The 14,810-nt window shown below is 44.6% G+C and carries 10 protein-coding genes; 1 reads left to right on the top strand and 9 read right to left on the bottom strand.

Annotated elements, in window-relative coordinates; genetic code table 11:
• Positions 1-82 precede the first annotated feature (82 nt).
• The 5 genes from DB520_RS10640 to DB520_RS10660 form a co-directional block, all read right to left on the bottom strand.
• A complete protein-coding gene (locus DB520_RS10640; RefSeq protein ID WP_114749697.1) occupies positions 83-691 on the bottom strand; it encodes a Uma2 family endonuclease in 609 nt (202 codons plus the stop codon).
• A 240-nt stretch (positions 692-931) separates the two neighbouring features.
• Positions 932-1,540: a Uma2 family endonuclease gene (locus DB520_RS10645; protein ID WP_114749698.1), complete on the bottom strand. Its 609-nt coding sequence runs from the start codon at positions 1,538-1,540 to the stop codon at positions 932-934.
• An 18-nt stretch (positions 1,541-1,558) separates the two neighbouring features.
• Complete coding sequence (locus tag DB520_RS10650) at positions 1,559-2,605, bottom strand: ThuA domain-containing protein (RefSeq protein WP_114749699.1); 1,047 nt, start codon at positions 2,603-2,605, stop codon at positions 1,559-1,561.
• A 92-nt stretch (positions 2,606-2,697) separates the two neighbouring features.
• Positions 2,698-4,167, bottom strand: a complete 1,470-nt coding sequence (locus tag DB520_RS10655; protein WP_114749700.1) for a sulfatase-like hydrolase/transferase — start codon at positions 4,165-4,167, stop codon at positions 2,698-2,700.
• Between the two features lie 254 nt (positions 4,168-4,421).
• Positions 4,422-5,030: a Uma2 family endonuclease gene (locus DB520_RS10660; RefSeq protein WP_114749701.1), complete on the bottom strand. Its 609-nt coding sequence runs from the start codon at positions 5,028-5,030 to the stop codon at positions 4,422-4,424.
• A 118-nt stretch (positions 5,031-5,148) separates the two neighbouring features.
• Between DB520_RS10660 and DB520_RS10665 the strand changes: the two genes are divergently transcribed.
• Positions 5,149-6,216 carry an NHL repeat-containing protein gene (locus DB520_RS10665; protein WP_114749702.1) on the top strand — a complete coding sequence of 356 codons (1,068 nt, stop codon included), beginning with the start codon at positions 5,149-5,151 and terminating at the stop codon, positions 6,214-6,216.
• Positions 6,217-6,475: 259 nt separating this feature from the next.
• Here DB520_RS10665 and DB520_RS10670 read toward each other — a convergent pair whose 3' ends face one another.
• The 4 genes from DB520_RS10670 to DB520_RS10685 all read right to left on the bottom strand — a co-directional run bounded on the left by DB520_RS10670 (position 6,476) and on the right by DB520_RS10685 (position 14,755).
• Positions 6,476-7,981 carry a nucleoside hydrolase gene (locus DB520_RS10670; RefSeq protein ID WP_114749703.1) on the bottom strand — a complete coding sequence of 502 codons (1,506 nt, stop codon included), beginning with the start codon at positions 7,979-7,981 and terminating at the stop codon, positions 6,476-6,478.
• A 516-nt stretch (positions 7,982-8,497) separates the two neighbouring features.
• The gene (locus DB520_RS10675) at positions 8,498-10,030 is read right to left on the bottom strand and encodes a RagB/SusD family nutrient uptake outer membrane protein (RefSeq protein WP_114749704.1); all 1,533 of its coding nucleotides are present in this window, start codon (positions 10,028-10,030) and stop codon (positions 8,498-8,500) included.
• Positions 10,031-10,048: 18 nt separating this feature from the next.
• Positions 10,049-13,552: a SusC/RagA family TonB-linked outer membrane protein gene (locus tag DB520_RS10680; protein ID WP_157972025.1), complete on the bottom strand. Its 3,504-nt coding sequence runs from the start codon at positions 13,550-13,552 to the stop codon at positions 10,049-10,051.
• A gap of 156 nt (positions 13,553-13,708) precedes the next feature.
• On the bottom strand, positions 13,709-14,755 hold the full coding sequence (locus DB520_RS10685) for a FecR family protein (protein ID WP_232834916.1): 1,047 nt from the start codon (positions 14,753-14,755) through the stop codon (positions 13,709-13,711).
• Between the last annotated feature and the right edge of the window lie 55 nt (positions 14,756-14,810).

Genomic DNA, 14,810 nt, shown 5'->3' on the forward strand with positions numbered 1-14,810 from the left:
AGCTATTCTTAGTGGTCTAGTCTTTACATCACTAAAATTTGGGGACCACTTTCCAAACGGATGGGACAATAAGGTTTTACAACTATTCAATTTCCCAAAAAAACTCCTCCAGATCCAGCACAAAGCCCTTGATCACCTTTGATTCCACCACATCCCCGGAGGTGAAAAGTTTGGAGGGATCATATTTACCGTTAATTAGGGTGTAAATAAGCAAATCCTGGGTTTCCGCATGGATAATCCAATACTCCCGGACCCCTTTCGACTCATAAAGCTCGAACTTATGCTTCAATTCGGTTTTACTATTGCCGGGAGAAAGGATTTCCACGATCAAGTCCGGGGCTCCGATACAACCTCGGTCATCCAGTTTTTCCGGATCGCAAATCACGCAGATGTCTGGCTGAACCACATCGTGAATTTTCTTGTCTTCTTTGGATTTTTCAGGTAGTCGGACATCAAACGGTGCGCAATAAACTTCACATTTTTTACCTTTCAGAAACCCTGCCAATCTAAAAGACAATTCAACGGATACTTTCTGGTGAATCCTTTTCGGTGCGGCCGCAGCCTTTTTAAAAACCTTTCCTTTGATCAATTCGACCACTTCCTCCATCTGCCAGGTCAGGTAGTCGGCATAGGAATAGTTGCCATACTCCAAATCCGGCTCATTCACTGTATCGGGTTTTTTAACTTCCATCGTTTAAATATACTGATTTTCAGCGTTTCTAGCATTCTATTTTAAAATAGGACAACTAAGTAAGCTTGAGCTGATTCATTTCAGAAATTTAAGAACAAATAAATAGGTTATGGGATATACAAAATGTAGGTATGTACCAAAAAAATTCGCAAGTGTATTTGAATACCATACCCGCCGGATGTTCCTTAGCTGGCAGAAAACAAGTCTATGCCAGTTGAATAGCATAATCGCGCTTAAAGACTATTCAATATCCCCAAAAAACTCCTCCAAATCCAGCTTAAACCCAGAGATCACCTTCGACTCCACCACATGGCCGGCAGTAAATAAAATGGAAGGGACATATTTACCATTGGTAAGGGTATAGATGAGCAAATCCTGAGTTTCTGCATGGATAATCCAATATTCCCGGACACCGTTCGACTCATAGAGCTCGAACTTATGCTTCAATTCGGTTTTACTATTGCCGGGAGAAAGGATTTCCACGATCAAGTCCGGAGCTCCAATACAGCCTCTGTCATCCAGTTTTTCCGGATCACAAATCACGCAGATATCCGGCTGTACCACGTTGTATATTTTTCTGTCCTCTTTTGAGGTGGTAGGAAAACGTACATCAAAGGGGGCATCGTAAACTTGACAGGGTTTGTTCTCTAAAAAAACATACAGCCTAGTCAGAAGTTTTGCCGAAATACGCTGGTGAATGCGTTTAGGAGCAGCTGCGGCTTTTTTAAAAACCTTCCCTTTGATCAGTTCTACCACTTCCTCCATCTGCCAGGTCAGGTAGTCGGCATAAGAATAATTGCCGAACTCCAAATCCGGTTCGTTAACAGTGTTTTTTTTCCCGGCATCCATGGTTTATGGAAATAAAATTTATTGTTTATCAGCTTTCAACTCAAACTCCCTTCTTGTCGAATTCTCTGCGGTAGGAAAATCATGGGGAATGGGTACGGTAACCTCACCTGTGGCAGCCCATTCTGTCCCTCTTAGAAATGAGGTGATAAACCCGACACTTTCAATGGAGTAATCATCATGTCCCAGCGTGGTGTGGAATACCCGGCCTTTACCATAGTCAACCACCATCAGCATTGGTTCATGACGGTCGGTAGGTGCCTTGCCCGACACATCCTTTCCAGTGGCCAATACGGTCATATTTTCTGCAGGCCCCCGCAACTGGGCGTAGCATTCGTCCTTGGTAGTTAGCCATTCCTCTGGCATCCCTTCTGTAATGGGATGGTCTTTTACGCGCACTGTAATGGGAAAAATGTGTGCCGGCCCATGGGAGCCACAGGTTCCCGGAGAGGGATCACGGACCAGTTCACCTTCATTGGTATAGTATACATAAGGCCCATCTTTTTCATCTCGGTCACCCCAGCCTCCCAGTCCTATCATTTTATTGTATTCCAGCCAATCGGGAAATGAGTTGTTTGCGGCATGCACGGACACGAAGCCTCCACCGGAGTACATATATTCTTCCAATGCCTTTTGGGTTTTTTCCGGCCAATTGGCCGCTTGCCAGCCAAAGTTTGAAATCACCACATCATAATTCTTGAATTCAGGGGTGAAGCCCGGATCATGTTGAGGTTTTTCCAAATCCTCGGTTTCCCCAACCCCAGCCAAAGGAAGATACTCCTTTTCCCGGTCTCCTTTCCAGGTAACCTTGGTTCTGTAAATATCTACCTGAAAAAGCCCTGTTTCATCCAGGTACTGCTTCATCATAATGGTAGATTTGGGCCAAACCTCATGATTGTTTTGCCCGTCCACAATTAAAGCTTTTATAGGGGCATTTCGTTCCGGTTCCTTTTGAGCTTGGGTTTCTTTACCGGTTTCTAGCTTATCCTTCCAACCTGTTTTAGTGCTGGAGGCCATGCTAACAGTTAATGCTAGGAAATAAATTACGATATAGGGAAGAATTTTCATGTGTTTAAATTTTCTTTTCAGCGGCCACATGGATTCTCGCCATGATAATCATCCCTCCGTGCGTCGCTTGCGTCATGCTCGATTTCATATTATTATCTCTTAATTTCTTTGGCAACCAATTTACTATTATTCTGGTAACTTGAAAAGTCAATTCTTCCCATGGGGTCATTTCGCTCACTTTGCTGCTGGAGTAATAGGTCCATCATTTCCTTCTTCACAGGTTCATAAGCAGGATCCTCTGAGCGGTCCCTCAATTCATGTGGATCCTTTTCCATATCAAATAGCAGCAGTTTATTGAGTTTTGGATACACTATCAGTTTGTGTTTATCCGTCCTCACCATACGCTGCAGATCCAGATAACAACTGTAAATCGCCGGATAGGCACTTTCCGCACCCTCCCGTATATAGGGCATCAGGCTGTTGAACACGGTATGATCCGGTTTTTTAACCCCGGCCAGGTCCAACATCGTTGCACTTACATCCTGCAAATACACCTGCTGAGCAAACCTTTTACCTTTGGGGATACCCGGGCCACTTATCAGCAATGGGGGCCGGACACTGTGGTCAAACATATTCTGTTTGCCCATCAACCCGTGATGCCCTACCGCCAGGCCGTGATCGGAGGTGAAAATAATATAGGTGTTGTCCATTTTCCCAGAGGCTTCCAGGGCATCCAGGATTTTTCCAACCTGGTCATCCATGTGGGTGATAATGGCATAATATTCCTGTATGTTCTTCCGAACCGCATAGGCGGTGCGCGGAAAGGGAGCCAGGGCCTCGTCCCTCAGTTTCTCACTCAAGCCAATGCTGTCTTTGTAGGGGTACATGTCCATATGGCTAGGTGGCAAGGCAATGCTTTCCACGGGATACATATCCACAAATTCTTTGGGGGACTGCCTGGGGTCATGGGGGGCATTGAAAGCCAGGTACATCATAAATGGATTACTGCTGTCCTTGGCCTGCTCCATAAAGGCCAGGGCATCATCGGCCAGCACCTCCGACCAGTGCTTCCCCCCTTTCCAGAACCCCTCAAACTTTTTGTCCCAGGGCTGCCAGGTGGTGTCTGACCTACTCTTTGGTCGGTCATAGCCTTCCGGGGTCTGATTGGGCATCCCCGGCCTTACATGTACCACATGTCGGAAGATGCTTTCCGCATCTGCTTTTACATGCCACTTTCCGGTCATGTAGGTATCGTATCCTGCCTTTTCAAGCAACTGGGGCCAAAACTGTTTTTGGTCAGCCCTATTTTGGAAATCGTCTTCTTGTTGGTGGGCATCCCAGACGGACAGCCCGCTGATCATCATGGCACGGCTGGCCACACAGACCGCCCCGTTCCAGGCACCCATATTGTAGGCGTGGGTGAAAGTGGCCCCTTCCTTAACCAATCTGTCTAAATTGGGCGTTTTTACCTCAGGATGGCCTAGTGCCCCGATCAAATCGTAACGCTGGTCGTCAGAAAAGATAAAGAGAAAGTTGGGTTTTTCGGGGTTATTTGTTTGGCTATAAAGACCGGTGGAAGTCAAAAGCAATGTGCCAATCAGTACTACTAGTTTGGAAGTCATGGGATATTGTTTAGATCGAATTTGTTATTTTGGCAATCACTACCGTTGTTGCTTTCCTGTTAGAAAGTTAACCATTTTTTCAATTGCAGGGAAAAATCATTGACTGTTTCGGGGTATTCGGGGGAAATATTGATTTTTCTCCTGGTTCCACCAACCCTGCAATAGCTAGGTATTTGCCTCATCCGGCACCTCATTCACAAAAGGGAGCAGCCTGTTCATTATGGGTCAAAAGGCTAGTTTAATGGGTTTAAACACTATTCGATATCCCCAAAAAATTCCTCCAAATCCAGTTTAAACCCTTTAAGCACATGTGACTCCGCCACATCTCCGGAGGTAAGCAGCAGTGATGGGGCATATTTTCCATGGGTAAGGCGATAGATGAGCAAATCTTGAGTTTCAGCATGAATGATCCAATACTCCTGAACTCCGTTAAATTCATAAAGCTCGAACTTATGCTTCAATTCGGTTTTACTATTCCCTGGAGATAGAATTTCTACAATCAAGTCTGGGGCTCCGATGGAGCCTCGTTCATCCAGTTTTGCTGGGTCGCAAACCACGCAAATATCCGGCTGAACCACGTCATGGATTTTATGATCTGCTTTAGAAGCTTTCGGGAAGCGCACATCAAAAGGGGCAAAATAAACCTGGCATTTTTGACCTTTCAGAAAATTACCCAATCTGAGAAAAATCTCTCCCGATACTTTTTGATGAATCCTTTTGGGTGCAGCCGCAGCTTTTTTAAAAATTTTCCCTTTGATCAATTCGACCACCTCCTCCATCTGCCATTTCAGGTAGTCGGCATAGGAATAATTTCCGTATTCCAAATCCGGTTCATTGACTGTATCTGGCTTTTTGACTTCCACAATTTAAATATACTGATTTTGGGACTTTTAAGATAAAATGAAATTGCTATTTATGTAAAAATGCGGCGTTTTACCAGATAATTGTTAAATTATCAGTCTGGAATTCTGTTGAAATACCATGGCTTCAAGAAGAAAATTCATCAAAAACACCATTACAGGAAGCGGGGCACTGGCTGTTTCCTTGTTTCCCTCATTTTATATTCAGCCTGCAAAACCCAAACTTTCGGAAGAGATCTTGGGCCATGGGGACTTTCGCTACAGGCTGGAACCGGGCTGGGGTGATTTGGATCCCAACAGGTATCCGGTAAACAACTGTCACGAAATGGTCAGTGATAAATTGGGCAGGCTGTTTATGCTTACCGATCATCCCCGCAACAATATCCTTATCTATGATCCTTCCGGCAAACTTATGGATAATTGGACCCTATCCTTGCCGGGGGCGCATGGACTGAGCATTGCCGAAGAGGGCGATACTGAATTCCTGTACATCACCGATCCCGGTCTAGGAAGGGTTATAAAAAGCACATTGAAAGGAAAGATCGTTATGGAATTGAAGCACCCTTCGGAAATAGGTGCCTATGATGAGAAAGCCGCATACAGGCCTACCGAAACTGCCATTGGACCAAACGGGGATATTTATGTGGCAGATGGGTACGGCTCCCAGTTCATCCTGCAATATGATACCCAGGGGAATTTTATCCGGAAATTTGGCGGGGACAGTTTTCTGCAACCGGACAAATTCAAACAGGCGCACGGGGTTGCCCTGGACAATAGGGATCCCCAAAATCCAACGTTGTTATGTTCGGCACGGATTAAAAATTCATTTAAGCGATTCAGTTTGGACGGGACCTATCTAGAAGATTACTATTTGCCCGGTGCATTTATCAGCAGGCCTGTCATGGATGGTGATAATGTATATTCCGGCGTTTGTTTCGGCATGGAGGAAGGGAATTACAACATGCATCTCAACAAAGGTTTCGTCACCATCCTGGACAAAGATCACAAAGTGGTCTCCAACCCGGGAGGCAAAGAACCCATTTATAAGGAGGGGGAATTGCAACTGATGCTACAGGACAAACCGATTTTCAAACATTGCCATGATGTCTGCTTGGACAGGGACAAAAACCTCTATGTCTGCCAATGGAACGCGGGAAATGTTTATCCCTACAAATTGCATAGGGTGTAAATCTGCCCACCCAATACCCAGTAATGTTCGCATTAAATTGGATAAAATGAATAAAACCTCAAGTGAAAATCACCAAATAAAAATGTTGGGAATAAAGGTATTCCGAATCAGTTCCTTACCTCCTTGAGCATTGATGAAATTTTACCCAATTACCAATTGTTGGTCAAACACAGAAAAAATAATAAAGCAGTGTTTGATTCAAAGGAGTATAGTTTCCTTGAATCACATGATTCATCCCATTTTTAAAAAGAGCTAACTTCTATCGCATTGGCGGCAACTCTGTTGGCTTTCCGTTTAAGGTATTAAAGAAATCGGCTTTCATCGCTTCCGCATCGATTTCTCTAATGATGTAAACATCCGTTGACGACTCGACCTTCTGCCAACGATATTCCTGATCAGGACCTTGGACGGAAGAAGGCTCCACCGAGGTAAGCCAGTCTAACCCAAGGTGCTTACCGACAACCATGGAGACCACCGCCACGTCATAAAGTGCCTTTTTGGGTTGAGTGGACCAAATATTCGAAATTGCTACAAGATAATCGCCCAACTTATTTTTGGGATAAAGGCCTAAATCTGTGCGTTTGTCAAGAGCGAGACTGGCACCGGTGGGGTTCTCAAGAAGGATCCAGAACTCGATGCCGCTCTGACCTGTTACATAGACCGACCAGGGGTCGTTCTCCCCATTGAAGCTCCTGACGTTGACCTGTTCCGGCCCACCCCCCAGCCAGATGATTTTGATTCGGCTTTTCAAGTCCAATCCCTCTTCACGCGCAAGAAGAATCGCGTTGGCGATGTTGGTGCAAGGTCCGACAGGGAGTACCCATACAGGATTGTCGGGCGATGCACCACGAGCTGCTGCCAAAATAGCTTCGCTGGCTTCGCTTTTGACCGGACGGGTGTCCTGCCAGTTGCCACTGGAAGGGGCCTGCAATGGCGCTTTTGACCCGTGGAACACCTGAGGCATTAAGTTTTCGGTCCTATGCATCAAGAGATCACTTTGGCGGCTGAGGGCTAGGATATGGATAATCTCGCCATAGTTCATCTGCTCCTGTGCATCTCCACCACGATCAGTGCGGTGGGGACCGTGATGGACGCTGTTGATACCTAGCACATCCATGTTACTGAAAAGGCCGTAGCCAATGTAATGTTGGTCATCGATTTCATTGCGGGCGTCAGTGTCGAGTAGGACCTGTGGCAGGTGCAGTGTTTCCGGCGTGTGTACCCGAACGATGGCCGAGGATAGCTCCTTGAATGTGTCGCCCTCCTTTGATCCCATAACAATGCGGTAAAACCCAGGTTCTTGGTACGTGTGAGAGACCGATTTACCGTAAGCTGTAGTCCCGTCCCCCAGCTCCCAGTGAGGATTGCTTGGATTACCATTGAGTTTGAACGTTACAGGCTTTCCAGTAAGTACTGGACCCTCGAGCGGAACTATCACCTCTACAGGGGCATTGCTCACCCACGACTTTGAAGCATAGCCATTTCCGTGGAGTGCATTAGCATAGACGGAGTCCTGCCCGATCACCAGTGCTGTGAAAGTCTCATTGGTGGTTAGGCCTTGCGCGGCAGCGAAGCCCGCAGGAAGGCCAAAGATGAGGCCGAAAGCCAGCATGACTGTGGCCTTCCGACGAAAAAACCGACCTGGATATTGCAGGGCAATTCTCCTCAAAACACGGCCCACCGTTAAATCGCCAGGATGGGTGGTAAGGATACCCTCGATCATTTCATCTAAGAAAATCTCTGCTTTATTCATTATTTTTTTCATCGCCGTTTAGTTTTGATGAAATTTAATTCTATGTAATTACAAGAGGAGAAAGCACCAAAATAAAGAGGTAAACATAGCGAAAAACAGTTTTTTAACGCTTTTTGGCGCCTTTCTGTATTCTTTCCTTTTAAACTCGAATGGGAAAGGCTATGGCCATTCCTGTAAGGTAAAGGACCAGATCAAGCAGTAACTGCTAAAGTTAAAGCCTACCGCTTGGAGATTTAATTTGTCCTAATCGGAAAACATCATTCCACTAGGGAACGTGTTTGCATCGACTGCCACCAAGAAAAATTAAGTTGTGCTCCGTAAGAAATTTTGAGAGGTTTTCATTTCAATTTATTTTGAGTTTACAATGAGTGGAATGATAATGATCAAGGCCATTCACCAAGGACTTGTTTTTTTATCAGTAAATTAGTGTATTCTGATTAAAATTTAATTGAATATTAAAAAAAATAACCGAGAACTTTTGAAAGTTCCCGGTTTAATTCCAGAGTTAATTATATTAACTATATTAATTTAATAACCCAGATTCTGAGACATGTTTGCATTATCGATAACTTCTCCATCAGGCAGAGGGAAATTGATATTGAATGAACGCCACTCAGCATCATTGCGTTCTGAGCTCCAATCCCAATTGGTAAGGTCTACTTCTCCCGCCATGTGGCGTCTTCTGAGATCATAATAGCGGTGCCCTTCCTCAATTGCTAGTTCAAGCCTTCTTTCTAAAAAAAGCCATTCCAGTACTTGGTTTCTATCTGCACTTATGGGACGATCTGCAGGGATAACAGCAGGAATACCATCCAGGGTGGAATTTCTCGCCCTTTCCCTTATTTGATTAATAATTTCCAAAGCATCACTAAGACTGCCCCCTGACCGGGTAATTGCCTCAGCTTTTATCAAAAGAATATCCGCATATCTGAGGATTCTTGGATTATTTCGGCTTGATCCATTGGCCCCGCCTGGGTCGTTTGTCCAGTTGCCATCCCTGATATATTTGCGTACGTTGAGCCTTAAGCCAGGCGTCGGATCGAAAATATACTCTGTCCTTGGGTCTCCGGATTCGTAGGCGTTTTTTAAGGATTCAGTCGCCGTGTATATTGCGTTTCCTATCCAAGAAGGCCTATTCGCAAACATTCCCCAATAAGCCCCCGTATCACCAACCACGGCAAAACTGTCATTATCAAGAGATGTATTATTAAGGCCAGATTGTTGGTTTGCCTGAAACTCAAATAATGATTCAGCATTGTTTTCCATGGCTGCATCAAAATTATCACCATAATTTGGCATCAATTCCATCCCGCTCATTGCGTCCACATTTTGTATAGCGGCAGTAAAATCCGCTTCGCTTCCGGTGACTGTGCCTCTGAAGACAAGGGCTTTCGCTCTCAAACCTAAGGCGGAATTCCGGGTCACCCTTCCCCGAAATTCAGGATTCCAGCTCGAAGGTAAAAGTTGGGCTGCCTCTTCCAAATCGACAATGACCTGATCAAGGAGTTCAGTGCCTGAAGAATTAGGAGGATAGGCATTTTCCAAAGCCACAATCCGCTCATTCACTAAAGGGGCAGTGCCATATACGTTCCACAATCTAAAATTCATCCAAGCCCTGAGAAACAATGCTTCTCCTTTGTGGAAATCTCTTAATTCAGGTTGACTTTCATATGCGAAATCACCATTCTCCTCGATTTTTTGAAGCACTACATTGGCCCTAGCAATTAGCTGGTAAGCAAATCGATAGAAATTATTGAGTGTAGCCAAGCTGCCTTGGAGACCTTGGAAAAATTCATATTCGTGGCCTTGCCTTGTGGTAAGGTCATCACTCGGAGCGAGCCAAATACTCTGAATCCAGTTGTTTTGTCCGCCTCTAAAGGTATAGAAAAAACCTACCTTCTGATAAATCCCCAAAACCGCCTGATTCATTTGCGTTTCATTGTTAAAGAAACTAGCTTCAGTATCACCTATTGGATCCAGATCGATATTATCTTCATTACATCCTGATGCCGCAAATACCAACAGCAACATCACAGTGAATATTTTCTTTATATTTTTCATTTCTTAAAACGTTGAAAATTAAAAACCAAGATTAACACCGAATATAAAAGAAGTGGGTGTTGTATCATTTTCAGGGTCAAGACCAGGAAATGGTGAGAAAACAAACATATTCTGCCCCATTAGATACGTCCTTAAATTACTCAACCCCAAGCGTTGCAACGCATTCCCCTGGAATGTGTAACCAACCTGAAAATTTTGAAATCTGAAGAAAGACCTGCTAACCACGTGTCTGTCTGACAGCCTGTTATTTCCGGAAGGGTCGTTATGTATGGCTCTAGGAATCGTATTAGACGGATTGGAGGGTGTCCAGCGATCCATAATATCCACCAAAAAGTTACCTCCCCCAGCTCCTACACTATTCCGGTCCGAGGTAAAGAAGCCCTGAACATCTCCGGTACCTCTGAAATCAATGGAGAAATCAAAGTTTCTATAATTAGCTCCTGTATTTATCCCATAAAAATAGCCTGGGATGGTCTTGCCCAAATACGTTTGGTCAAAAGAGTTAATTACACCGTCAGGATTGGGGCTAAACAATGCCTGCTCCCCATCTTCTGCCGTTGGAGGTCCCTGTATGTCCACAAAACGTACATCTCCAGGCGATTTAAGAACCATTCTGCCCGGATCGTCATACTGACTTGTCCAAGCATTTACTTCCTCCTCATTCTGGAATATACCATCTGTCATATAACCCCACAAAAAATTGAGCGGGCGATCGTTTTCAATTCTGTTGCTATTACCCCCCTGAGGTTGGTTTCTATATAAATTGGAAACTCTGTTTCGAACGGTGGTGAGGTTAGCAGCTATATTATAGCCCAATTCCCCGATTCTGTCTTGATAACCTACCTGCATTTCAAAGCCACGGTTACTAATACTAGCAAGATTTACTACAGGTTGGGACAATGCACCTATTACTTGAGGGATATTGATAGCTTGCAAAATTCCATCGGTAAAGCGGTCGTAATATTCTAGTGTAAGTGATAGCTTGTTCTCGAGCATTAACATATCCACACCTAAATTGGTGGTAGTGACGGTTTCCCAGCTCATATCCATTATTGGGAAATCACCCAATGCCATGGCAGGGTACCTTATACCGTCTCCTATTCCTGTGGATCCTTCTCCAAGATGGTATACTGGGTTAAAGTTTACCAAAGAAAGATAGGCAAATGCCCTGGTCTCTTGGTTACCTGCCACACCCCAGCCGGCTCTTATTTTCATGTCATTAATAAAATTTACCCCTTGCATAAAGGGTTCTGCACTGATCCTCCACGCAGCGGCCAAACCTGGGAATGTGCCCCATCTATAGCCTGGAGCGAAATTAGAGCTTCCGTCTCTTCGCAGTGTGGCATCCAAATAATACTTGCTATCATAGTTATAACTCAATCGCCCCATATACCCTTGAAGAGCTACTGGAGTTCTTTCATAGAAAATCTGTTTATCCGTCTGAGCCCATCCCTCATCAATCCTTCTTTGATCATAGTCGGGTAATATGGAGTTGCGGTCAATCGACATCTGGGTATTGTTCCATTGAATTTTTTGATCCATCGCATTGAAGATGAGATCAAAACTATGATTGCCAAAATTTTTGTTGTACCCTATCAAAAACTCCTTAACCACATTGATATTTTCGTTCACTCTACGCCGGTAAGTATTACCTTCCTGATCATAAACTCTACCATAGTTCGCATCAAATAAACCTCGTCTGGCATCATGAAACCTATCTTGTGCGTTCTGAGAGTAATCAAAACTTATAGATCCTCTGAATCTAAGACCTTCAACAGGAGTCGCTTCCGCATAAAAAGACCCTATATTTCTCAATACATTCCTCGTGACGGTATTCAAATCTGCAACTCCCAAAAAGTGGCTTCTTGTACCATTTCCATATCCATTTGACAAAAACTGATCGCCGATCGTTCTTCCTGGTAATGCATAACCCATAAAACCATTCGTGTCATATACTGGCTGCCAAGGCACGTTGAATGCGGTATTCAAATCCCCTCCACCAATATCGTCGGTCTCTGAATAAATGAACCTAAAAGATTCACCTACTTTTAACCAAGGGGTGACTTGGTGGTCGGAGTTAACAAATGCTGAATAACGTTTGAATCGACTGTAGAACATGGCGTTCTCCTGATCGGCATAACCCGCTCCTACAGAATAATTTGACATTTCATTTCCTCCTGAAATGGTGACATTATAATCTTGTATGGGAGCGTTGGGGTTTCTCGCTGCTCTTTGCCAGTCACCCGTAGTAAAAGGTGCATTGCCAAGATAATTAGGGTCATTGTTATCATAAAACCTGAAAAAATTGGGATCTGGAGCCGCATTGGGATTGGCATTCAGTGCCTCATTATAAGTTTGAACATAATCCCTTACTCCCATTACCTCCCAATCAGGCCTTACATTTTGAATTCCAAACCGGGCAGAAACATCAACTTTAGGCTTGCCTTTGGCACCGCGTTTTGTGGTAATTAATACTACCCCATTGGAGGCACGGACTCCGTAAATTGCTGTGGCAGCGGCATCCTTTAAAACCGAAATAGATTCAATATCATTGGGGTTGATCATATTGAAAACATTCAGCCCGCCTCGCAAGTCTTGTACTCTTGAATTGTCGCCTCTTGGAGCCCCTCCTTCATAGATTGGAACCCCATCAATGACAAAAAGTGGATCATTAAATCCTAGGGTACTTACCCCTCTTATACGTACCTGTGGTCTGGCATTGGGGTTACTGCCCGGATTGCTTACAAACACGCCTGCCATTCTGCCCTGCATCGACATTTCAGGTGACATAGCAGCAGTTTTGGTGATTTCCTCTGATGAGATTGTAGATATCGCCCCGGTAAGGTCTTTCTTTTCCCGTGTGCCATATCCTATTACCACTACTTCATCTAACGAGTTAGCATCCTCAACCATTTGGACGTCAATGGTATTGGAGGTACCCACTTCTCTTCGTTGACTCACATAACCCACAAACGAAAAAACCAACACAGAGCCCTCCTCTGCACTGATGGTGTAATTCCCATCAATATCAGTAACTGTTCCCGTCGTAGTGCCTTCAATTATTATGGTCACGCCAGGCATCCGTTCCCCATTCTCATCCGTAATAATGCCTCCTACAGAGACCGGATCGACCGACTGAACCAAAACCGCTTCGTCACCCGCTCTCTTCACCACATCAATGCCATGGTTAACCTGACGAAAGGATAAATCACTCTGCATGGCTGCCTCGCGCAAAAACGTGATCAGCATTCCTGACTTTCTGTTAAAATTCATCACCATTTGCCGATCCACATCCCTATATTCATAGGAAAAATTAAAAGGCGTTTGCTGCTGCACCTCTCTAAAAAACTGTCGCAAACTTAGTTGCTCCGCAGAAAGTGTGACCCTTACTTCCTCTATATTTTTATATTGCCCGTTTGCATTTAAGGCCAAAACAAAGTTTAGTAGGAGGGTCTGAAGTACTAAACCGTATAGAAAGCATTTGGACAACATAAGTATTGTCTTTAGTAATTTATTTTTCATAATTTTACAAAGGTTTGTTGAATGTAAGATTTCGGTAAGCCCTACCTGACATGGTGTCCATTCCCCAATGATTGCCATGCGCAGGTTGACCATGAAGCCGGAGGGGAGACTACTCCTCTCCGGCTTTTTTATGATGTGTCCGCATTTTTCATGATCTTAGAAAGTTAGGTTTACTGATTTGTCGTTTATTTTATAGTTAAACCCCTGGATATAAGACATGCTCTCCAGCACCTCCTCCAGGGTTTGTTGCCGGTATTCGCCCGAAAACTGCCATCTTACTCCCTCTCCATTTTTCAGCAGAATTTCTACCCCATACCACTCTTCAAGTCCTTCCTTTACCTCTCTCAAAGAAGCCTTGTGAAACTGTAGCACACCTTCTTTCCACCCCAGCAACTTGGCAGGATCAAATCCACTAACATCCAGCGTGGCGGTGGCCTCGTCAAAATTCAGCATTTCACCGGGAGCCAAAGCAACCTGTTGGTGAGCTGAGGACACCTTCACCTTTCCGCTCACAAGGGCAACCCTGGTTTTGCCTGCATCTCTTGCGTTCACATTGAAGCTGGTGCCCAGCACAGTGGTCACCAAACCTTCCGTATTTACCTTAAAGGGTCTTAAGCTGTCCCTTTCCACCTCAAAATAGGCCTCCCCCTTTAGGCTGATCAGCCGCTGTTCCTTCCCGAATTTTTCGGGAAACTCCACCTCACTGGAAGAGTTCAGCCATACCCTGCTGCCATCTGCTAAGGTAAATTGCAACTTCTCTCCAGGACCGGTAACCTTTTTTATAAGGTTTTCTTCCAATTGGACAATTTGGGGTTCAATTTCAACCTGAGAAACGGGGGCAAACAACCAAACCAGCCCAATACTGGCCACCAGAATGGCCGCCACCCGACTCATCTGCCCCAAACCATCCCAAAAAAAACTGGTCCAGGAATGTTTTTTCTTAGATGCTATAGTTGATGCCGAAGGAGTAGATTTCTCCCTTTCCCTTAGCACTTGCTGAAGCACCTCTTCCCTCATACCCACCAGTGGTTCCGGCTGATCAAACTTAGTCCTTAGCAGGATCTCCTTTGCCAACCTCATAGAAGGAAGCTGCTCCGGATTGGCTTTCCGCCATTGGTCCCAATAGGCCTCCAGTTCCTTATCCGGTTGCCTTACCCATCGGATAAATTCAGGATGGGTCAAAAAATCTTCTATGTTCTTCATTTCTCTCACAGGTAAGCTAATAATGTTGGTGTAATGAATATTCCCATTTTCTCGA

Source organism: Pleomorphovibrio marinus, from assembly GCF_003347495.1.
GTDB lineage: Bacteria > Bacteroidota > Bacteroidia > Cytophagales > Cyclobacteriaceae > Pleomorphovibrio > Pleomorphovibrio marinus.

Bases quoted from the DNA above. Each gene is read 5' to 3' on its own strand.
- DB520_RS10650 (WP_114749699.1), bottom strand. From the start codon at position 2,605: ATGAAAATTCTTCCCTATATCGTAATTTATTTCCTAGCATTAACTGTT.
- DB520_RS10665 (WP_114749702.1), top strand. From the start codon at position 5,149: ATGGCTTCAAGAAGAAAATTCATCAAAAACACCATTACAGGAAGCGGG.
- DB520_RS10670 (WP_114749703.1), bottom strand. From the start codon at position 7,981: ATGAAAAAAATAATGAATAAAGCAGAGATTTTCTTAGATGAAATGATC.
- DB520_RS10645 (WP_114749698.1), bottom strand. From the start codon at position 1,540: ATGGATGCCGGGAAAAAAAACACTGTTAACGAACCGGATTTGGAGTTC.
- DB520_RS10655 (WP_114749700.1), bottom strand. From the start codon at position 4,167: ATGACTTCCAAACTAGTAGTACTGATTGGCACATTGCTTTTGACTTCC.
- DB520_RS10680 (WP_157972025.1), bottom strand. From the start codon at position 13,552: ATGAAAAATAAATTACTAAAGACAATACTTATGTTGTCCAAATGCTTT.
- DB520_RS10675 (WP_114749704.1), bottom strand. From the start codon at position 10,030: ATGAAAAATATAAAGAAAATATTCACTGTGATGTTGCTGTTGGTATTT.
- DB520_RS10685 (WP_232834916.1), bottom strand. From the start codon at position 14,755: ATGAAGAACATAGAAGATTTTTTGACCCATCCTGAATTTATCCGATGG.
- DB520_RS10640 (WP_114749697.1), bottom strand. From the start codon at position 691: ATGGAAGTTAAAAAACCCGATACAGTGAATGAGCCGGATTTGGAGTAT.